This window comes from Streptomyces sp. RKAG293, from assembly GCF_023701745.1.
Lineage (GTDB): Bacteria > Actinomycetota > Actinomycetes > Streptomycetales > Streptomycetaceae > Actinacidiphila.
This window is the reverse complement of record NZ_JAJOZB010000001.1, coordinates 300920-321401: the sequence shown is the minus strand read 5'-3', so window position 1 is coordinate 321401 and position 20482 is coordinate 300920. Positions and strand designations below refer to the sequence as shown.

Here is a 20482-nt window from a genome sequence, read left to right as displayed (position 1 = left end):
GGAGTTCACCGTGACCCGACCGGCCATCGGCCCCGAGAGCATCGACGACACCCACAGCACCCCCAGCATCGAAGACACCGGTGAGCGCGTCCTGACCACCCTGCGGCAGAACACCGCCGAAGTCGTCCCCGAGCTCGACCTTTCCCTGTTCACCCCGGAGCGCACCCTCGCGGAACTGGGCTGCAACAGCATCGACCGCGCCGACATCGTGACGATGACCATGGAGACGCTCGGCATCGTCGTTCCCGTCCACGAGTTCCACCAGGGCCTGGACATCGGCACCCTGGTGGAGATCATGCGGAAGCAGCTGTGAGCCCGGCCGCACGGATCGCGGTCACCGGGCTCGGTGTGCTGTGCTCCGTCGGCGACGGCGTCACGGAGTTCACCGAGTCCCTGCGCACCGGCCGCAGCGGGCTGTCCGCACCGGGCCCGGGGCCGGCGCCCGGCCCGGCGTTCACCGCGCCGCTGCGTGACTTCGCTCTCGACCGGTCCCTGGACGCCCTGCGACAGCTCCCCGCCCCGCTGCGCGACCTCGCACTGCGCACCGCGCGCCGCTCGCCGCTCCCGGTACAGGCGGCCGTCACCGTGGCCCTGCAGGCGTGGCAGCAGGCGGGGCTGCACGAGGTCGCACCGCCCGGCGACCGGACCGGCGTCGTCGTGGCGGGCAGCAACCTCACCGAGCGCTACACGGAGGACAGCCGTGCTCGCGCCACCCCCAACCCCGCCTACCTTCCAGCCCGTTACGCACTGCACCACCAGGACACCGACCACGTGGCGACACTGAGCCGCGTCCTGGGGATCACCGGCGAGGGCTTCACCGTCGGCGGCGCCTCGGCCAGCGGCAACGTGGGGCTGGTCAGCGGCGCGCGAATGCTTGCTGTGGGCGTGGCCGACGTCTGTCTCGTGGTCGGCGCGCTCAGCGACCTCTCGGAACTGCAGATCCGCGGCTTCCTCACCCTCGGCGCGATGGCGGTGGCCGATGCCGGGAACGGAGGCCCAGGTGAACACCCCGCCGCCCCGTTCGATACCCGCCATCGGGGCTTCCACCCCGGCCAGGGCGCGGCCTGTCTCGTACTCGAGACGGAGGAGTCGGCGCGGCGCCGTGGCGCGGCGGTCCTGGGCCGGTTGGCCGGTCACGCCATCGCGCTGGACGGCAACCACCTGGCCGACCCCTCGGCCGACGGCGAGGCCCGGGCGATGCGGGCGGCCCTCGCGGCAGCCGGTCTGGCGCCCCGGGATATCGCCTACGTCAGCGCCCACGGCACCGGATCGCCACTCGGTGACGCCACGGAGACGACCGCGCTGCGCGACCTCTTCGGCGAAGCGGCGGACGGGCCGTGGGTCAACGCGACCAAGGGCCTGACGGGTCACTGCCTGGCCGCCGCCGGCGTCGTCGAGGCGGTCGCGGTCATGCTCCAGATCCGCGAGGGTTTCGTGCACCCCAGCCCCGGCCTCGACAAGCCGGCTGATCCGGGGTGCCGGTTCTCGGGGCCGGTGGCGGCACGGACCGACATCGCGTTCGCGCTGTCCAACGGATTTGGCTTCGGCGGCATCAACACGTCGGTGGCGCTGGCACATCCGGATACATGACCGCGACTTCCGGGGCAATGCTCAGTAGTGAACAGACGTCCGCTCCGGCGCCCGTTAGCGTCCGGTGCGGTGCCGGGCGCCGCGCCCGGCCGAAGCGGAGGGCACCATGACGGAGACGACGGGGGCGGGGCGCGGCGGGCTGAGCGAGGGCCCCGACGGACCAGCCTTCCCGCAGGAGAAGGCACCGGGCTGCCCCTTCGACCCGCCGCCCGACTACCGCCGGATGCGCGCGGAGGAGCCGGTGGCCCGGGCCACCCTGCCCAGCGGCCAGCAGGCGTGGATCCTGACCGCGTACGAGGACGTGCGCGCCGTGCTGGAGGATCCGCGCTTCAGCGCGGACAGCGCCCACCCAGGCTTTCCCCGGATGTACCGGCAGGCCGTGCCGCAGGTTCTCAAGGGCACCTTCCTGCGTATGGACGGCGCCGAGCACGTGCGCTATCGGCGGATGCTGGCCAGGGACTTCACCGGCCGCCGCGCCGCGGAGATGCGCCCCCGGATCGAGGCGGTGGTCGAGGACCGTCTCGACCGGATGACGGCTGCGGGCGACACCGCCGACCTCATGGAGGCACTGGCCTACCCGGTGCCGTCGACCGTGGTGTGCGAACTGCTGGGCGTACCGGAGGAGATCAGCGGATTCCTGGAGTCCGGGACCAGGGTGCTGATCAGCGGCCGGAGCACACCGGAGGAGATGGGGCAGGCGAAGGCCGACATCCTCGGCCACCTCGAAGCGGTGGTCACGGCCAAGGAGAAACAGCCGGGCGACGACCTGATCAGCCGCCTGCTCTCCGAACAGGTCGCCCCGGGCCGTCTCGACCGCGAGGAAGTGGCCGTCCTGGCCTGGTTGTTGCTCGCCGCCGGACATCACACCACCGCGACGATGATCGGTACCGGAACTCTCGCCCTGCTCCAGCACCCCGACCAGCTCGCCGCGCTGCGGGCCGACCCCGCCGGCTATCCGGACGCGGTGGAGGAGCTGCTGCGGCACCAGACGGCCATGCAGATCGGTATGAACCGCGTCGCCGTCGAGAACACGGTGGTCGGCGGCCGCGAGATCCTGGCGGGGGAGGGCGTGGTCTGCCAGCTGGCGGCCGCCAACCGCGACCCGGAAGTCTTCAGTGATCCCGACCGGCTCGACGTCTCCCGCGCTACCCGCGGTCATGTCGCCTTCGGCCACGGGCCGCACCAGTGCCTGGGACAGACCCTGGCCCGGGTGGAGCTTCAGATCACCCTGTCGAAGCTCTTCGAGCGCTGCCCGGGACTGCGGCTCGCTGTGCCGTTGGAGGAAGTGCCCTTCTGGCACCACCTGTTCGGCATCAACGGCGTCCAGCGGCTGCCCGTAGCCTGGTAGCGCAGGGCAGCCGCCGCCGGCCCGTCCATTCCGTCGCATCGGCCGCAGGGGGTTTCGTTGTCGCAGGTCCAGAGTGTGCTGCTGAATCAGTTCGACGCGCTGGAGGTGCCCGCGCTGTCGGAGAGGCAGAGCGAGAAGTGGAATCGCTACCCCTTCGACGTACTGCCCGCGTACATCGCGGAGATGGACCTGCCGGTGGCCGAGCCCGTTCTCGACGCCGTCCGCGCCATGCTGGAACGTGGCGGGGACCTCGGCTACGCCTACACCTACACGACCGATGCGCCGGTGCAGCGCGCGTTCGCGCGGTGGGCGCGGGCGAGGTTCGGGTGGCGGATCGTGCCGGAGCGGGTCGTGGTCTTCCCGGACACGATGCGGGTGATGGAGGTGGCGCTGGAGCGGTTCACCGAGCGCGGTGACGCGGTCGTGGTGGACGTCCCGGCATACCCTCCGTACTTCGACGCGATCCCGGCGGCCGGCCGCGAGCTGGTGCTCAACCCCATGCGGCTGCGGGGGGCGTGTGGCGGCTGGACCTGGAGGGCCTGGCGAGGGCGTTCCGCGAGGGGGCGTCCGCCTACTTCCTGTGCAATCCGCACAACCCCACCGGCCGGGTCTTCACCGTGGTGGAACTGCGGGAAGTGGTACGGCTCGCCGCCGACCACGGCGTCGCGGTGATCGCGGACGAGGTGCACGGGCCCCTGGTCCACCCAGGGCGTCGTCATGTGCCGATCGGTTCGCTTCCCGAGTCGCTCCGGATACCGCTGGTGACCGCCGCGTCGGCAAGCAAGGGCTGGAACGTGTCCGGGCTGAAGTGCGCCATGGCAGTGCCCGGTTCGGCTGCCGACTTCGAGCGGTTCATGGGGATGCGGCCGAGGGACCGGGACGGGGTGGGGATCCTCGGCGTGGCGGCGAGCATCGCGGCCTTCACCCACGGCGGGCCGTGGCTGGAGACTGCCGTGCACTACCTGGACGGGAACCAGCGGATGCTCAGCGAGCTGCTGGAGTGTTTCGGCGGCGACATCGGGCACGTCCCTCCGGAGGCCAGCTATCTGGCCTGGCTCGACTGCCGCGGTCTTGGCGACCGGCTCGGCTGCGACGACCTGGCCAAGTTCTTCCTGACCCGGGCGAAGGTGGCGGTGAGTGACGGCCGGGAGTACGGGCGGGAGGGATTCGTCCGGCTCAACTTCGGCACGTCGCGCCAGTTGCTGGAGGAGATGGTCAGGCGGATGGAGAAGGCGGTGCGGGAGGCCGGAACCGGCAGCGGGGGAGCCCGGCTCTCCGGAGGGCGCCGCTCCGCTGTCCCGCAGATCGGCCCCTGGGGTGGAAGTGGCGTGTTCTCACCTGGCAGCGGCTCAGCTGAGGTGACGGGTTTTCAGGCTGCCGCCGGTGACTGGAAATGATGGCGTATGGGGTTGACGCATCCGTGGTGAGGAGTTGCTCGAGCCCGTCGAGTTCATGCAGTCCCCACTTGCGCACGGCAGATTGACAGGACTTGACGACCGTGAGGTCGATCATTGGCTGGAGGATCCGCCAACAGCGCGCGTATGCCTGTGAAATGCAGAACGGCCACTGTCCGCAATTGCCTGGTGACGGTGGCCGCCCTGTTCTCCGTCTATCTCTCCACGAGTTTGGCACTGTCCAGATAATCGGTTAGTTCTGGCACGTGAATGCAGAGGTATGACTCCTCGGTGCGGTGCAATGCGCCTGCGAGGGTGAATCTCTTCAAGAAGTAGCCGATACGTGAGCGGGTGGTGCCGACCATCTCGGCCAGCTCCTCCTGGGTGAAACGTTCCCGGACCAGTATCGTGGTGTCCCGTTGTTTTCCGAATTTGTTGCCCAGCGTGACGAGCAGGGCGGCGAGCCGATGTTCGCTGTCCATGGTCACCAGGTTGGCGATCGCCTCCTGCTGCTGCAGCAGCCGGGCCGCCATGTGATTGACCAGAGCGTTACGGAGCGACGGGTCGGGAGCGTTCATGATCCGTGCGACCGGTATGCGAATCAGCGTCGTGGCCTGCATGGTCTGCGCTGTTTCGGTACGGGCCGAAAGGAGGACGCTCGACTCGCCGAAGACGTTGTCGGGGCCGTGGATGGAGAGAATGCACTGTTTCCCGTTGCGGGTGTATGTCAGGGTTTTCACCTGACCGCTCTCGATGAGATAGACGTTGCCGTCCGATTGGCCGCAGTTGTACACATGTTCGTGGCGGGAGATATGGATTCGGGCGGCGCTTGCACAGATGCCGTCATCAGCGGCTTCCTGTAACTTGTGCGCAAAGATTTTTTCAGCCTTACAGAAGGGTTCCATTCTGCTCCACTAATGCCGTGTCCACGCCCCGGACGAGGGAATCACGTCCGGGCTGTCCACTGCCTATCTTTGCCCGTACGCGGGTACTCAACCGGAAATTTTGCCATTGGTTTGTGACCCTGGTGCGCTGTGGCCTCGAGCTGGACCGGTGGTGCGTAATTGGTTGGTGACCGCTAGGTGGACCGGTGGTGCGCATGCTTCGCTTGAATCTGTTATCGAATCTACACCGTTCTGTCACTGAAGCCAAAAGTTTGAGGTGGACTGACGCGATCGTTCGCTAAATACCTGAAATCGACGCGCAGGAATGGGTGTTATACCGGAAATATCTCATACGTATGGATATCCGCTCAGTGCTTTCTGGCCATGATCGACCAATGGCTCCGCCGAACGGGCGGGTGGCGGGAATCGTCATGGCGTCGCCGTGCTCGCCGGCGCCGCGCGCCGGGTCGCCCTTGTCCCGGCGGACAGGAAGACCTGGCAGATCATGATCCTGGTCGCCGCCGCCAGGGTCCTCGGAACCGTCAATCGGCGGCATGCGCGTGCCCAGCGCCTCGGCGAGGGCGTGGTGAAGACGCATCACAAGGAAGGATTCCTGGCCAATCTCACCGCCGCGACCCTGGTCGGCAGGGGGGCGGGTTACGGTCGGCCCATGTCCACCGCCCACGTCTCCACCGGAGTGATCGCCGGGACCGCCGGCCCCGACCTCGGCCGCCTCAGCGGTAGGACGCTGAGTCCCTTTCTGCTCGCAGGGCCGGTAACACCCTTCGTGGCGAAGGGAGTTGCCGCTCTAGTGGCCCCGCACCACATCTGACTGCGAGGAAACCCCATGCCAGCAGATCCTGCGCCTCCCGCCCAGCACACGAGCGGCAACCTCATGGGCGCCCCGACCGTCCCCGACACGCGTTCGTCGATCACCTGGAACGACGGTGCCGTCGTCACCCTCGACCAGCGCGCGCTGCCCCATCATCGCCGTGAGCTGACACTCCGCTCGGTCGACGAGGTCATCGAGGCGATCACCTCACTCGCGGTGCGCGGCGCTCCCACGATCGGCCTCATCGGCGCACTCGGTGTGGCCCTGTCCGCCCGGCTGCACAGCAACGCCGGCTTCCTGGACGAGGACGCGGTGCGCACCGACGCCCGGCGGATCGTCCGGGCCAGGCCCACCGCCGTGAACCTGTCGTGGGCCGTGGACCGCACACTGGAACAGCTGCCGAACGGCCCGGGAGCCGTGCTGGCCTGTGCCCTCGAGCTGCTCGCCGAAGACGCCGCCACCAACCAGGCCGCAGCCGAGCGTGCCGCGCACCTGGTCACCGAACTCCTCCCACAGGGCCAACTCCGCATCCTCACCCACTGCAACACGGGCCGGCTGGCCACGTCGGCTGTGGGCACCGCACTGGGCGCGATACTCCACCTCGCCGCCTGGGGAGAAGTACGGGAGGTCCTGGTGGGCGAGACCCGGCCGCTGCTGCAGGGCGCCCGGCTGACCGCGTGGGAACTCGGCGAGGCGTCCGTGCCCTACCGGCTGTGCACCGACTCCGCCGGCCCCGCCGCGATGGCCCGCGGAATGGTGGACTGCGTGCTCGTCGGAGCCGACCGCATCGCCGCCAACGGGGACGTCGCCAACAAGATCGGTACGTACGCGCTGGCGGTCGCCGCCGCCCGGCACGGGGTCCCCTTCCTCGTCGTGGCCCCCGAATCCTCCTGGGATCGCACACTGCCGGACGGCTCCGGCATCGTCGTCGAGGAGCGTGACCCGGCCGAGGTCACCGGATTCGGCGGCGTGGACATCGCACCAGCCGGATCCGCCGCCTACAACCCCGCCTTCGACGTGACGCCGGCGGAACTGATCACCGCGATCGTCTCGGAGCGAGGGACCGTGCGGCCCTGCCGGACCACCTCCGGCGGACGTGAACGTGATCACCTCGGTGACCAACTGGCGGTCATGTCAGCAGCGTTGTACGAACGCGGCTGGATGCCCGGAACGGCCGGCAACCTCTCCGTCCGGATCCCCGGACCGGATGACCTCGCACTGATCACGCCCAGCGGGCGCGACAAGGGTGACCTGTCGTTCACGGACATGGTCGAGGTGACGGCGACAACGGGGGCCGCGGCGCGGCCCGGCTCACCGCGACCCTCCGCCGAGACCGTTATCCACGCCGCCGTCTACCGGCACACGTCGGCCCGAGCGGTGATTCACGTTCATTCCCCGTACGCCACCACCGTCGCTTCGCTCCAGGGGCACGGCGCCGGCATCCTCCCGGTACTCCTGGAACGGTACGAACTGATCAAAGGGCTGGGCCGCACGGAACCGGACGGCGTCCTGGTTCCCGTCTTCGCCAACTGGCCCGAGGTGCCACGCATCGCGGACGAAGTGGCGGCACATCTGCGACGAGAGACCAGCGCTGTCTGTGGTCTGTTGATCGTGGACCACGGCATCACGGTCTGGGGTGAGGACCTCGCCCAGGCCAAGAACCGGCTGGAGTGCTTCGAAGCGATGTTCCAACTGCGCCTGCTGGCCGGAGCCCACCCGATCCCCGCTCTGTGAAAGGACCCACACCATGACACTGCTTCAGGTCATGTCCGCAGAAGACGCCGAAACCGTCGTGCTGCGGACCCGGGACGAAGCCGAGATCACCCGCGCCCTGGAGCCCCAAGGCGTCGCCTTCCAGCGCTGGCCGTTGCGTATCCAGGTCACCTCGGATGTCGACTCCGACGCGCTCCTGGGCGCCTATGAGGCGGAGGTCGACGAACTGTGCGCACAGCAGGGGCTCCGGCTGGTCGACGTCGCGCGCATCCATGTCGAGGACACCCCGCAGTGGCAGGAGAAGGCAGACAAGGCCCGCTCCACCTTCCTGGAGGAGCACCGGCACGCGGAGGACGAGGTGCGGTTCTTCGCACACGGCACAGGCTGCTTCTACCTGCACCTGGACGGACAGGTCTTCGCCGTGGTCTGCGAGGCGGGCGATCTGCTGTCGGTGCCCGCCGGCACCCCGCACTGGTTCGACATGGGACCGCGCCCGGAGTTCGCCGCCATCCGCTTTTTCGAGAAGGAGGACGGCTGGGTCGGAGACTTCACCGGCGAGCCGATCGCCCAGCACTTCCCCCGCCTGGACGCCCTGCTCGCGGACAACCGGTGAGCGGGGCCGCACACGCGGCGCGAGCAGTCGTCCTCGACATCGAAGGCACCACCGGCTCGCTCTCCCATGTGCATCGCGTGCTGTTCCCCTACGCCCGCAGCCGCCTGGCCAACTGGATGCGGGACCACGAGGAGAGTGATGCGGGCCATGCGGTACTGGCCTCCGTACGCGAGGCGACGGGGACACCCCAACTGGCGACCGACCAGGTCGTTGCGGTTCTCCAGGAGTGGTCGGACCACGATGTGAAGGCCGCTCCGCTCAAGACGATCCAGGCTCTGATCTGGGCTGACGGATACCGCACGGGCGAACTGACAGGCCATGTCTACCCCGATGTACCAGTCGCGCTCGCGCGCTGGAAGACGTCCGGCATCGCACGCTACATCTACTCATCCGGCGCCGTAGCCGCGCAGCGCGACTGGTTCGCCCACACCGCCTTCGGCGATCTGACGCCGCTCCTGGACGGCTACTTCGACCTCACCACAGCGGGCGGAAAGCGTGACCCCGCCTCCTACCGAGCCATTGAGAACGCCCTCGGGATGTCGGCCGACCGCATCATCTTCGCCAGCGACATCGGTGAGGAACTCGACGCCGCCGCGACGGCCGGCTGGCAGACGGTGGCGGTCCGGCGCGACGACGATCCCCGGGGCCCGGCCGTCCCCGGCTACCGATCCCGCAACTCGCTCGATGGACTGCTGTCCTCCCATCCAGTCGGCTGACCTGCGGCACTCGCCCGAACGGAGACCGATGGCGTGAACCGGGCACCATGAACCAGAGATAGTTGACAGCGCCCGCCGTGGGGGTGACGACCCGGAACGTAGTGATCGGCAGGGATTGCCATCCCGTCCGCGTGGGCGCCCGGTGCTCGCCGGGAGCCCTCGTCGTGCTCCCCTGTGCTCAGCCGCGTACGGGCCGCTCGACGGTCGGCCACGTGATGATCGATCGTCTGCTTCTCGGTGGGATGGATCGCCGAGTACCGGGGTTGCGGGTCGGCCCTATCTCCCATGCCTGCCGTGGTGGCTCCGGGATTGGGTGGGTTCCAACGCGTGTGGTCTGGGCGGGGCGCCCAGGGCGGCGAGGAGATCATCCAAGTCCGTGTGGAAGTGCCGGCTGACGTTGTACCGGTGGGTGGCGCCTGTGGCATCGGTGAACCGCAGCCGGGTCCACATCCAGCCGCCGCGGACGTCGTCGATGCGCATCTGCTCCAGGGGAGTGATCGAGACGATCTTCTTGGGCGCGAGGGTGACCTTCGAGATGGCGACCACGATCACAGCGTCGCGGCTCACAGCCAGGAAGTGAAACTTCCACCGGTGCAGGACCAGGGCCGGCAGTACCGTCCAGACCGTAAGGAGCAGGCAGATCCGCAGATAGGGGCTGGGCCCGGTGAGGGCGAAGACTCCCTCACCTGTGTACCCGGCGACCTGCCCGACGCACCATGTGTCCACACGCCGATCACCTTGCTGACGCGCCGGGCCGAGTGTACCCACCGCGCGCGACGCCCCTGGCGGTCCGGCACCCATCGCACCGCACCCTGCAGGAGCGACTCGAAGGAGCCGGGTTCCAACCTCGCTTTGCCAGGAAACGAATTGCTGACCTCGAAGCCCAACGGCGTGGGGGCGGCCTTCTTGGTGCGGCGGCTCACCGCAGGTCCTGTGCGCCGCGGTTCCAGGAGGCGTCGCGCAGCAGCCGCAGCCCGTTGAGCCCTCACCCACGCAGCCAGTTCTGATCGTGGTTCAGGCGGGTCTTGCCCTGGCGGGGTATATCTGTCCGAGGGCGAAGTGTCGGCGGGCACGCGACGGGGCCGTACCGGTACCGGAGTGGGCCGAGCCTCAGCGCGAGCGGACTGTTCACGCTGGCTGTGCGTGCAGCCCGACGAAATCGTCGTGGCCGTTGAGGCCGGCAGACGGAGTGGCTGTGGCTGATGGTGCGGTGGTGGCCGCCGTTGGCGATCGGCCGGACCAGTGCCCTGCGACGCGATCCGCATGGGCGAGCAATTGACCTACGTCGGCCCCGAACTGCCCTACGGCCGCCGGCGCGGGCGGGCCCGTTCGAGGGGCCCACCCGCGGCGTGCGTTGGCGCGATGCAGGGCGTCAGACGACGCTCTCGCCGTTGCTGTACGCCTTCATGTTGTATGTCCCGAAGCCGTTCTGGACGGGGTCGCCGGCATCGTTGATGCAGTGCACGATGCCGCCGCCGCCCGCGCCGTTGAGGCAGACGGTCATCAGGTCGGTGAAGACGACGCCGGGCGTGTCGGGGACCTCATAGGCGCGGTCGGTGTAGATGTCCGCGTTGAGGTTGAAGAAGCAGTAGCTGCCCAGACCCCAGGCGTGGTGCTCCCTGACCCGGTCGGCGACCTTGTAGGCGGCGTAGCCCTTGGTGGAGCCGTGCACCCAGGCGCTCTGCGTGGGCACGTCGTACGGGTGCTCGTTCTGGTAGAAGTACGTGCGGCCGTGGTCGCCGTTCCACAGCACTTCGTACTTCTGGTAGTGCTCCACGAACAGCCCGTACGTGGTGACGTGGTCGCCGTTGACCAGGATGCCGGTGTCGGCGGGGTTGACCGCCCAGCCGACCGTGTCGTCCAGGCCGTGGTCGGCGCGCCACAGCCACAGGTGGTCGCAGAAGACGTCGTTGCTGTCGATCTGCACGCTGACGCCGGCGCCGCCGGCGATGGCGCCGCCGATCCGGGCGAAGACGTCGAAGAGCGCGGTGGGGTCCGCGTCGTGGCGGCGCCGGCTGCGCCCCTCGCCGACCCGCAGCAGCACCGGGGTGTGCGCCGAGGCCGCCTCGACGAGCACGCCGGCGACGGTCACTCCGCTCACGTCGGCGACCTCGATCAACGTGTTGCCGTGCGTCGAGCGCAGGGTCGTGTAGCCCAGGCCCAGCACGACCGTGCCGGGGCGGGTGACGCGGATCGTCGAGGACAGGTTGTAGATGCCGGGTGTGAACAGCAGGTGCTGCCCGCGTTCCAGCGCGCGGTTGATCTCGGCGGCGGAGTCGCCGGGCCTGGCCACGAAGAAGCGGGACAGCGCGATGGTGCGGCCCGCTGCAGGTCCGCTCGCCCAGGTGGTGCCGGTGGAGTTACGTCGCAGCGCGGGCACGAAGACCTGGTAGGACCCGTGCCGGTCCACGGTCAGGAACGGCTTCTCGCGGACGACCGGGGTGCGGTCGATGGTGGTGTGGGGCGGCGTCGGGAAGGACTGGGCGGGTGCGCCCTGGACGCCGACGAAGACCATGTTCCAGTTGGCGCCGGTCCAGCTGCCGATGGTGTCGTTGCGGGACAGCCACTGCTGCTGCGATCCGGACTCGACATAGCCGTCCACCACGCTGTCGGCCAGGTAGCCGCCGCTGGACCACCGGTTGCCGGGCGGGCTCGGCCACAGGGTGGCGTTGCCCTTGATGTGGACCCGGCGCAGCGGGCACGCCTGGGCGACGGCCCAGCGATTGAGGCCGTCCGGCGGCACGATGGTCAAGTTCTCCGCGGCACGCCAGAAGTTCTGCGTGCCGTTGCCCTCGAACCACTGGGCGTCGACCGTGACATGACCGTTGATCACCACATCGCCGGGGGCGGCGCCGAGACCGAGGACATGGGTGTAGAAGCCGACGTTGATGTCGACGTTGTACGTGCCCGGCCGGAAGGCCAAGGCGAAGCGCTCGTTGCCGAACTGGTTGGACTCCTGGAGGGCGAACACGGCGTCGACCTTGGCCTGGATCGCGGCGTCGCCCATGGACGGGTCGAAGACCAGGACGTTCGGGCCGAGTGCTGCGGCGGTGTGACCGTAAACGTTTCCGGACTCGTGCGGCGACGGCGAGGCGGACGCGGACGACGACGCGAATGCCGATCCGGCGGAGATGCCGCCGGCCAGCGGCACCGCAGCGGCGACGGCACCGCCGCGCAGCACGGTACGGCGAGTGGGAATGACAGACACAGCTCTCCCTGGACGTGGTGGATGGGGCGGCCGCGGCTGGTCCCTCAGCCGCGGGAGAGCGCTCTCAGGCTGGAAGTGAATCACCGTGGGTATGCAGCGTCAATAGGCGGGCAGCCGCCTGAGGTCCGGGAGTTGGCGGCCGGCCCGCGACAACTGTTCGGCACCCAGGACCGACCGGGCGGGCCGGAGCAGTGGTTGAACTTCGGGCTCTCGCGGCCTTCGCCTCCAGCTCGGCCCCGAGGGGCCCGGCGTGTCCGGACCGTTAGGTGCCTGGACCGACAACGACGACCAGGAGCACGAGGCACCGAAGACCGACCCGGACGACGCGGAGCTGTGGTGTTGACCAGCACCGATGGCCGCTGGGGGTGAACGAACACTCAGCGGCCAGGGCCGTGCGCCGATCGTTCAGGGTGAACGGACTTCCCTGTGCCAGATGCGACGTGTCATCGTCGCGGCACCAGGTGGCCACCGCACGCCGCAGGTCAACCGGATGCGGGCCCCAGACTGTTCATGAGCAGGCCGAGGGCGAACTCGAAGCGGTCGTGTCCGGTGCCGGAGATCAGCTCGGCGGCATGGCGTCGAGTGTGCGGAAATCTCTCGGCAGGCAGTGTGGTGAAGCGCTCCAACAACTCCTTGTGGCTGAGCACCCATTCGTGATCCTCGCGCCGGCGCCGTTGCCGGACCAGTGACTGCTCCAGTGCATAGGCGCTGACGTAGAGGGAGAGCGCGTCACGGGCCCATCCGGCCGTCCTCGGCTCGATGCCGCCCGCGAGCAGGATCGCCAGGATTCCTTCGCCGACCCGCAGCGTTTCCAGGTTGGTCGGCACCATGGCCAGCGCGGCGCGTGAGACCCCGGGGTATTTCAGGTACAGGTCGCGGATCTGCGTGTACACCCCGAGCAGCTGCTCGCGCCAGGCGGCCGGGTCCGGTTCGGGGAGCACGACCTCGGCGAAGAGCCTGCCGATCAGCAGATCGTCGATGTCGTCCTTGTTGACGATGTGCGCGTACAGCGACGACGGACCGGTGCCGAGCACGGCGGCGACCCGGCGGATGGTCAGCGCGTCGTACCCCTCGGTGGCGACGACTTCCAGGGCGGCGTCGGTGATCCGTTCGACGGTGATCGGCTTCTTGCGTGGCGCCGACGCGGCGACCTCCGCCGCAGGTTGGACGTGGCGAGCTGCGCGGCGTTGGCGGGGATCGGCGGACATGCCGACCACTATACCTTGACACGATCTAAGTTCGTTGAGTAGAACTTAGATCGTCAGAACGAACTAAGTTCGCATCGATGTCTTGGAGGTATGTGATGCGCGTTTCCGTTGTCGGAGCCGGTCTGGGAGGTCTGGCCCTCGCGCAGGGTCTGCGTGGTGCCGGGATCGAGGCCGACGTGTTCGAGCGCGACCCGGGGATCGCCGCACGGTTCCAGGGCTACCGGCTCGTGCTGGACCCGATCGGTTTCCAGGCGGTGCGCGACTGCCTGCCGACGCGCTGGCACCCGCTGCTGGACGAGATCGTCATGGACGCCTCCGCCGAGCAGCTGATCCTGGACCCGCAGCTGAACGCGATCGGCAAGCTCGGCGCGGGCCGCACCGGCATCGTGGTCGACCGGCAGGTGCTGAGACACCTGTTGCTGACCGGCCTCACCGTGCACACCGATGCCGCGCTGACCGGCTACGACGTGCTGGCCGACGGCAACGTCCAGGCCCGGTTCGCCCGCCGCGACCCGGCTATCGCCGACCTGCTCGTCGGCGCGGACGGCGTCACCTCCGCGGTCCGCGGGGTGCTCTCGCCGCAGACCACCCCGACCGACACCGGCGTCCGGTTCGTCATCGGCCGCACCCCGCTGACCGATGAGTTCGCCAACCTGTCCAAGGCATACGGCTCGAAGATCGCGGGTGACGGCGTCAGCCTGCTGCTCGGCGCGATGCGCTTCCGTACCCCACCGAAGCAGGCCGCCGAGCAACTGGCCCCCGAAGTCACACTGCCCGACATCGGCGACTACGTGCGCTGGGCCATGATCCTGCCGCCGAACGGCTCGCTGGAGAACCTGACCGCGCAGGACGCCGTGCTGTCCAGGATGGAAGGGTGGCATCCGGAGCTGCGCGCTCTGATCGAGCAGGCCGACCCGGACAACAGCACCCTGCTGTCCATCCGGGTGGTCAAGCCCGGCGAGCGCTGGACGTCCGGCCCGGTCACGCTGCTCGGCGACGCGATCCACGCCACCTCCCCGACCGGCGGCAACGGCGCGAACACCGCACTGCGCGACGCCGACCTGCTGCGCCGCTGCCTGACCGAGGCAGGCGAAGGCCGCCAGGATCTGCTCAGCGCGGTCGACGACTACGAGCGGCAGATGTTCGAGTACGGCGCCGAGGCCGTGCGCAGCAGTCTCGAGAAGCTGCCCGCCTTCGCCCCCGAAGCGAAACTGTCCTGAGGTCGAAGTTCACCTTGTCCAATCGACCGGACCCACCCGCTCGTGGACATACTGATCCCCGCCGCTGGTCGGAGCGCAAGGACGAACCCCTCCTCGTCGGCGACGCGCAGCAGGACGCCCGCCGCACCCTGACGCCCACCCTCACCGACCGCGGCGTCCTGCGCGTCCACCTCTATGGCGCCGGCGAGCACCACAGGCGATGGAGACGGCCGCCAAGCTCGCCGCCGTCCACGACGCCGCCACTACCCGCGTGGTCTGATTCCCGGCCGACTCCGACCCGGCGGCCGCTTCCACCCGCGTCCAACTCCGCACCTTCGACCAGCCGGCCCTACCGGTCAGCGGGATCCAGCACCTGGACGCCCTGCCCGAGGCCCGTGCGCGCCACCTTCACCGCCTTCGCCGCGAAGCTGGCCGGCGAGGGCTTCGCCTTCCTGCACTCCCGGATCCACAGCGTCGGCCCCGTCCTGACCGCCGTCCGCGACGGCCTCGTGGTGGGCGCCATCGGCCCCATGGAGACCATGCCCGCCCCGATCAGCAAGGCCCGGATGCCGCAACACTTCGGCATACTGCCCGAGTACCGGGGTCTCGGCCTCGGCCGCCTGCTGTGGCGCGCGGCCATGCACTGGGGCAGCGCCGACGGCGCCGACTGATGCCGATCGTTACGACCGTCCTTCGATCAGTACGCTGCTCATTGGCAGCTGTCCTGGGCCACCAGCGTGCACAGCGGTGCACACGTACCTTTTCGTCGATGGCCTCGACATGATCTCGCGTAGAAACAGCAAGGCGGTCGGATTTCACCCGAGGCAGCTTCTTCGGGCCGGCGGCCCCCTTTACCCGATGGACGTTGCTCGAAGCGTGAGCGTGGCATGTCATGGGCAGTCCGAATCGGACCTGGGCGCACTTCACATCCGAGTGCAGCTACGGGGCGAGACGGTTGTTTGGGCCGACTTGTTGTACCCAGGCCGCGAAGGCGAGGCTATCGTGGGAGTGCGCTTCCATCTGGGGCAGGACGCGGGCGAGATTGAGCGTGCGTACTCCTCGTGGAGAACCTTGCCGACTGAGTGAATTCCATTGCTCTGGGGCCACTTTGGGACCACCCATGCGCGCTGCCGAACAACGCCAGTCCAGGTGAACAAGTGATCGTGACAAAGAGCCGCCCTGAGCTGCGGAAACCCCTAAACTCGCCGTCTGGGGTTGGGGGTCGCAGGTTCAAATCCTGTCGTCCCGACGGTTTTTACGTGGAGCAGAGGCAATCTCCGCTGTGCGGAGGTAGCCCTTCCCTTTGGCTTTCGAGGTGTTCCCTGAGGGCTGTTGTTCGCCCTGCTTTTGCGGGTCAGCGATGGTTGGCGCACCCTGACTCGGGCAATGGGGGTTACGGGCTGCTGCGGGCTGCCGGGATCGTTCGGAAGGTACCCAGGCCGCGTGGTCGCGGCAGACTTGCTCCGCTCCGAGTGCTAGGCATCGCTGCCTTGGTGGGGGAATCCGCTCTCAACCGGGCCGAATAGCTTCTCGCCCCATGCGGGCCGTGCACGCCTCTGTCGTCCGTTCCCGACCGCGGCCACCGTGAGGACGGATGGCTTCTGACAACCTCGCCCCTGCGACGTTCCGAGGAAAGCGGTGTCGGCTCTTGTTGACGTTAGCCGAGGCTAGCGAACGATCACAAGATTGTTGAGACGCTGCATGCCGCCTGATGAGCCAGAACTTCCCCCAGCCCTGATCTTGCGACTGTCTCTCGGCACCACATGGCACAGGTCGTAGAGACCGTCCAGGGGCGTCCACTGGGTACAGGGGGAGTGGCGTAGTGCCAGGTGGGGTCCTTGTGGTCCGGGGGCGTCGGTGTTGTTGGTGAGACGCGTGTGAGAGGTGAGGGCCCCGCCGGATGCGTCCGGCGGGGCTCCGCCGTCAGCGGAGGGGCGGGTGCGAGGTGGTGCACGGGGGTGAGGCGGCGTCGAAGAGGCCGTCCATGTCCTGGGCGGCCACGGCCAGGCTGGTGCAGCAGAGCACCATCAGGGTGGTGATGGCTGCGACCAGGTTGCGGCGTGCCGGTACTGGCGGTGCCAGCAGGGCGCGAACCCGTTGGGGCACGGGCCCTCCGGTGGCGGCGAGGGCCGCCCTGGGCGCCCGTTTCGCGGCGAGGGCCGCTCGGGCGACCGCGCGGGCAACCAGTTGCCGGTCTCCGACGACGGATCCGGCCTGTTCGTCGGCCCAGCGTTCCAGGGTGAACGCGCCCGCGCGGGTGAGGGGCCGCAGCAGCGGATTGGCCGCCGCGGCGAGGTGGAGGACGAGGAGGAAGAGATGGTGACGGTGGGACAGATGGGCGCGCTCGTGTGCCAGTAGCGCGCGCCGCTCGTCGATACCGAGGGCGCGCAGCATGCCGGAGGACACCACTACCTTGCCGGGAGTGCCGGGCAGGGCGAAAGCGGTGGGCACTGGGTCGTCGACCACGGCCAGGTCTCCGGCTGCGACCAGGTCGCGGCATTCGCGGCGGGCGTCGACCAGCATGCGTGTCTGCCGCCAGGCGGTCACGGTCAGCGCCAGCGCGCAGCACAGGACGCCGATGGCGCAGGCGGCGGCCACCGGACGGTCAACCGGGGCGTCGGTGGCCAGGACTCGCGCCGACCACCGGCCTTCGGCGGCTACTTGGGGGACCTGTCCGATCAGGGTGAAGCCCAGCATGGCCAGTGCCGTCAACCAGGCGCCCGCGGCGACGACCGCGGCTGAGGTCAGCGACCACGCGGCGGTTCGGGGAGGCAGCCGGCGTCCGGTCCAGGGTGCGGCCAGCGCCAGGATCGCGCTGAACAGCAGCGGCAGGCCGATCCACACTGTCTACGCCTCCGGGTGTCCGCGCAGGAGTTGCTCCAGCAACTTCTCGTCCTCGGCAGGTAGTTCGGAGACGAACCGGGCCAGGACCGCCGCCCGGTCCCCGCCGTGCTCCAGCAGGTCGCGCATCCCCGCCGCGGCGTGTCCGGCCTCGTCCCGTACGGGGGAGTACAGATACCCGCGGCCTGCCTTCTCGCGGGTGACCAGTCCCTTGTCGTGCAGCCGGGACAGGATGGTCAGCACGGTGGTGTAGGCGGGATCGCCGGTCACGTGCTCGCGCACGATTCCCGCGGCAACCGGCTCCCCGACCGCCCACAGGGCAGCCAGGACTTCGCTCTCCAGCTCGCCCGGCGCGCGCCGCCCGGCTGCCGCGTCCTTCTGGTCGCCCACGCTGTCCGCTCCTTCGTCGCCGGCCCGTCGCCCACATCGCCGCCGCGGCCTGGAGTACCGGCGCAATCAGCGGCGTCCGTGACCGCAAGACCAAACTACTACAGCACGTAGAGGTACGGCAGAGCCGGTGCGAACGGGGCATGGACGGCACGGGGCGCCGGCAGCGGGCGGTGTCCCGTCAGCGGCCGCCCGCGCCGGACTGCCATCCGTGGTCGCGCAGCGGGCCGATGCTCAGACCGCGCTCCGCGCAGGTGTCCAGCAGCCCGGGGAGCGCAGTGAGGGTGGTGCGCCAGGAGCCGGTGGCCGAGGTGCAGTCGGAATCGTGCAGCAGCACCGTGCCGCCGCCGCGCAGATCCCGGGCGACGGTGTCGTGCACGGTGCGCGGCGTCGCGCGGGCCCGCCAGTCCTCTCCCCAGGCCGTCCACAGGACCGGGGTGAGTCCGAGGCGTCGGCAGGCCAGGTGGGTTCCGGTGGTCATGACGCCGTACGGGGGCCGGAAGAGCCGCGGGGGCGCGCCGGTGATGTCGGCGAGCGTGTCACGGGCGCGGGCCAGGTCGTCGTACGTGGCGCGTGGCCCGCGCAGCAGCAGCGGTCGGTGCGCCCAGCCGTGGAGGGCGATCTCGTGTCCGGCGTCGGACATATCCCTCGCGAGCTGGGGGGAGCGCACCGCCATGGAGCCGAGCAGGAAGAACGTCGCGCGGATCTTGCGGCTGTCCAGCAGCCGCAGAAAGTGCGGGGTGGACAGGTGGTCGGGCCCGTCGTCGAAGGTGAGGGCGATGTGGTCGGGCCTGCCCTGGCCGGACAGGGCAGGCATGAACCGGTTGCGCAGTGGGCCGAAGCAGGAGACGACCGGCGCGGCGTGGGCGATGGCGAGCGCGGGCAGCGCCAGGGCACCCGCTCGCAGGACGATGCGGGTCAGCCGTGGACGAGTCGTCACCGGTCCCCTTCCAGGACATGACTGAACGGCCTGAAGTGGGCGGGGGAGTCGCCGTAAGCCTCGGCGAGCGGAGCGCCGATGCCCAGCGCGACGGTGCCGGCCATGGCGGCCGCCACGGCCAGGACCGGGATGCGGCGCCGGTCACGACCGCGGGGGAGCAGGGACCGTGACGCCCGCGGTGGCGAAGTCCAGGTGTCGGACGGCCGGCCCGCGGCGTCGGCGACGGCCTCGGCCGGACCGCGGTCGGTCCGGAACAAGGCCAGCCCCCGGGCCCGCTGCTCACGGCCCGCCGGTCCGTCGATCAGCTCCGCCAGTACGGCTGCCAGACGGGACGGTTCGCGGACCCAGGTGGCGAGTCCCGCATCCTGCAGGGCCTGGGCGTTGGTCTGCCCGTGACCGGGTATGCAGCGGTAGCTGGTGACCGGCAGACCGCTGGCGAACGCCTCCAGCGAGGTGAGGCCGCCCGCGTTCTCCACCAGGGCGTCGCAGGCCCGCATCAGCGTCGGCATGTCCGGGACCCACCCATACGTGTGCTCGATGCCCTGGGCGCGCAGTCGCCCGACGAGCGCCGCATTGCGTCCACAGACCACGACAGGAACGGCCACACCGCTGTCGCGGATGTCGGCTGCGGCCTGCTCCACCGCCCCGACCCCCCACGACCCCGCGACCAGCAGTGCCAGCGGCGCGTGCCGAGGGAGTGCGAACTGTTCACGCGCGGACCGGCGTTGCCCTGCACTCGCCGGAGCGAAGCGGGAATCGACCACGGGACCTGTCACCGTTACCCCGGACGCCCCCTGTACGCGGGCCTGCCCGGCGGGTATCGGATGGGCGGCGAGGTGGCGGTCGACGCCGGGTGCGATCCACAGTGCGTGGACGGAGAAGTCGGTGAGGTACGTGAGGACCGGGACCGTCAGCCGGCCGCCGGCGCGGAGCGCCCCCAGGACCTGGCTGGCGCCGGGATAGGTGGAAACAACGGCGACGGTGTCCGGGGTGATCGTCCGCAACGTCTTTTGTTCCGCGGACCGCAGCAGCGCCCGGACAGCTGAGCCGGGGCGCCCGGTGCGCTCGGTCACCGCGTAGATCCGCTGATAGCTGTCGGGAGCCCAGGTCAGCAGCTGGTGGTAACCGCCGGACAGGAGCTTCCCCAAGCCGGCGGGGAGGAGATCGAGGAAGTCATGCCTATCCACGTGGAATCCGTCGGACCGAAGGCGGCGGGCCAGTTGGTCGGCGGCGCCGTCGTGTCCCGCGCCCACACTCGCGGAGATGATGACGATCCGCCGGGCGGCCATGCGCGGCGGGGAACACGGCGGCGGCAACGCCCGTGCTTCCGACGGGTCTTCACGGTAAGGCACAGCCGATCAGCCTCCTTGCCGGGCAGCGGCATGACGGGGGATGGTTCGCACTCGGTGACGACGCGCCGACGCCGACCCCCTGGTTGGCGGGCGCGCGAGGTCGATACCGCCCGGTCCGGCCAGAGATGAGGACCGGAGCCCGGGGGCTATGCGGCGAAGCTACTACATGATGTAGAACTAAGGGAATGCATCTTGTGTCCGCCGGGAGTCGACCGGGCGGAGACTTGGATACGGCGCGAGGCGCCGGGAGAGTGGCG

General features: G+C 69.5%; 19 protein-coding genes. 11 read left to right on the top strand and 8 right to left on the bottom strand.

The window, feature by feature from the left end; translation table 11 throughout:
- Window positions 1-10 precede the first annotated feature (10 nt).
- The 5 genes from LNW72_RS01455 (at window position 11) to LNW72_RS01435 (ending at window position 4335) form a co-directional block, all read left to right on the top strand.
- The gene (locus LNW72_RS01455; RefSeq protein ID WP_250973615.1) at window positions 11-313 is read left to right on the top strand and encodes a phosphopantetheine-binding protein; all 303 of its coding nucleotides are present in this window, start codon (window positions 11-13) and stop codon (window positions 311-313) included.
- Complete coding sequence (locus LNW72_RS41515) at window positions 310-1590, top strand: beta-ketoacyl synthase N-terminal-like domain-containing protein (RefSeq protein ID WP_250973614.1); 1281 nt, start codon at window positions 310-312, stop codon at window positions 1588-1590. The genes LNW72_RS01455 and LNW72_RS41515 overlap by 4 nt, the downstream gene beginning before the upstream one ends.
- A 106-nt stretch (window positions 1591-1696) precedes the next feature.
- On the top strand, window positions 1697-2938 hold the full coding sequence (locus LNW72_RS01445; protein WP_250973613.1) for a cytochrome P450: 1242 nt from the start codon (window positions 1697-1699) through the stop codon (window positions 2936-2938).
- Between the two features lie 75 nt (window positions 2939-3013).
- On the top strand, window positions 3014-3610 hold the full coding sequence (locus LNW72_RS01440) for a hypothetical protein (RefSeq protein WP_250973612.1): 597 nt from the start codon (window positions 3014-3016) through the stop codon (window positions 3608-3610).
- On the top strand, window positions 3517-4335 hold the full coding sequence (locus LNW72_RS01435; protein ID WP_250979972.1) for an aminotransferase class I/II-fold pyridoxal phosphate-dependent enzyme: 819 nt from the start codon (window positions 3517-3519) through the stop codon (window positions 4333-4335). The genes LNW72_RS01440 and LNW72_RS01435 overlap by 94 nt, the downstream gene beginning before the upstream one ends.
- A 212-nt stretch (window positions 4336-4547) precedes the next feature.
- Here LNW72_RS01435 and LNW72_RS01430 read toward each other — a convergent pair whose 3' ends face one another.
- Window positions 4548-5237 (bottom strand): Crp/Fnr family transcriptional regulator, encoded by a 690-nt coding sequence (locus LNW72_RS01430; RefSeq protein ID WP_250973611.1) that lies wholly within the window; start codon window positions 5235-5237, stop codon window positions 4548-4550.
- Between the two features lie 421 nt (window positions 5238-5658).
- On the opposite strand from LNW72_RS01430, the gene LNW72_RS01425 reads away from it, so the two are divergent.
- Genes LNW72_RS01425 through mtnC form a run of 4 tightly spaced genes read left to right on the top strand, consistent with a single transcriptional unit; the run spans window position 5659 to window position 9090 of the window.
- Complete coding sequence (locus LNW72_RS01425; protein ID WP_250973610.1) at window positions 5659-6048, top strand: inorganic phosphate transporter; 390 nt, start codon at window positions 5659-5661, stop codon at window positions 6046-6048.
- 15 nt (window positions 6049-6063) lie between these two features.
- Window positions 6064-7782: an S-methyl-5-thioribose-1-phosphate isomerase gene (mtnA, locus tag LNW72_RS01420; RefSeq protein WP_250973609.1), complete on the top strand. Its 1719-nt coding sequence runs from the start codon at window positions 6064-6066 to the stop codon at window positions 7780-7782.
- A gap of 13 nt (window positions 7783-7795) precedes the next feature.
- A complete protein-coding gene (locus LNW72_RS01415) occupies window positions 7796-8374 on the top strand; it encodes an acireductone dioxygenase (RefSeq protein ID WP_250973608.1) in 579 nt (192 codons plus the stop codon).
- Window positions 8371-9090, top strand: a complete 720-nt coding sequence (gene mtnC / locus LNW72_RS01410; RefSeq protein WP_250973607.1) for an acireductone synthase — start codon at window positions 8371-8373, stop codon at window positions 9088-9090. Before LNW72_RS01415 ends, mtnC begins: the two co-directional genes overlap by 4 nt.
- A 276-nt stretch (window positions 9091-9366) precedes the next feature.
- Here mtnC and LNW72_RS01405 read toward each other — a convergent pair whose 3' ends face one another.
- The 3 genes from LNW72_RS01405 to LNW72_RS01395 form a co-directional block, all read right to left on the bottom strand.
- Window positions 9367-9816: a hypothetical protein gene (locus LNW72_RS01405; RefSeq protein WP_250973606.1), complete on the bottom strand. Its 450-nt coding sequence runs from the start codon at window positions 9814-9816 to the stop codon at window positions 9367-9369.
- 646 nt (window positions 9817-10462) lie between these two features.
- Window positions 10463-12298 carry an adenylyl cyclase gene (locus LNW72_RS01400; protein ID WP_250973605.1) on the bottom strand — a complete coding sequence of 612 codons (1836 nt, stop codon included), beginning with the start codon at window positions 12296-12298 and terminating at the stop codon, window positions 10463-10465.
- Between the two features lie 482 nt (window positions 12299-12780).
- A complete protein-coding gene (locus LNW72_RS01395; protein ID WP_250973604.1) occupies window positions 12781-13506 on the bottom strand; it encodes a TetR/AcrR family transcriptional regulator in 726 nt (241 codons plus the stop codon).
- Between the two features lie 95 nt (window positions 13507-13601).
- On the opposite strand from LNW72_RS01395, the gene LNW72_RS01390 reads away from it, so the two are divergent.
- Together LNW72_RS01390 and LNW72_RS01385 are read left to right on the top strand one after the other, a co-directional pair.
- A complete protein-coding gene (locus LNW72_RS01390; RefSeq protein WP_250973603.1) occupies window positions 13602-14726 on the top strand; it encodes an FAD-dependent monooxygenase in 1125 nt (374 codons plus the stop codon).
- A 374-nt stretch (window positions 14727-15100) separates the two neighbouring features.
- A complete protein-coding gene (locus LNW72_RS01385; protein WP_250973602.1) occupies window positions 15101-15376 on the top strand; it encodes a GNAT family N-acetyltransferase in 276 nt (91 codons plus the stop codon).
- A 1252-nt stretch (window positions 15377-16628) separates the two neighbouring features.
- Here LNW72_RS01385 and LNW72_RS01380 read toward each other — a convergent pair.
- From LNW72_RS01380 to LNW72_RS01365, 4 genes are all read right to left on the bottom strand, one after another.
- Window positions 16629-17549: a M48 family metalloprotease gene (locus tag LNW72_RS01380; RefSeq protein ID WP_250973601.1), complete on the bottom strand. Its 921-nt coding sequence runs from the start codon at window positions 17547-17549 to the stop codon at window positions 16629-16631.
- A 3-nt stretch (window positions 17550-17552) separates the two neighbouring features.
- Window positions 17553-17936, bottom strand: a complete 384-nt coding sequence (locus LNW72_RS01375) for a BlaI/MecI/CopY family transcriptional regulator (RefSeq protein WP_250973600.1) — start codon at window positions 17934-17936, stop codon at window positions 17553-17555.
- A gap of 178 nt (window positions 17937-18114) precedes the next feature.
- Window positions 18115-18873 carry a polysaccharide deacetylase family protein gene (locus LNW72_RS01370; protein WP_250973599.1) on the bottom strand — a complete coding sequence of 253 codons (759 nt, stop codon included), beginning with the start codon at window positions 18871-18873 and terminating at the stop codon, window positions 18115-18117.
- A complete protein-coding gene (locus LNW72_RS01365) occupies window positions 18870-20225 on the bottom strand; it encodes a UDP-N-acetylglucosamine--N-acetylglucosamine transferase (RefSeq protein ID WP_308401862.1) in 1356 nt (451 codons plus the stop codon). Before LNW72_RS01365 ends, LNW72_RS01370 begins: the two co-directional genes overlap by 4 nt.
- Window positions 20226-20482: the final 257 nt, after the last annotated feature.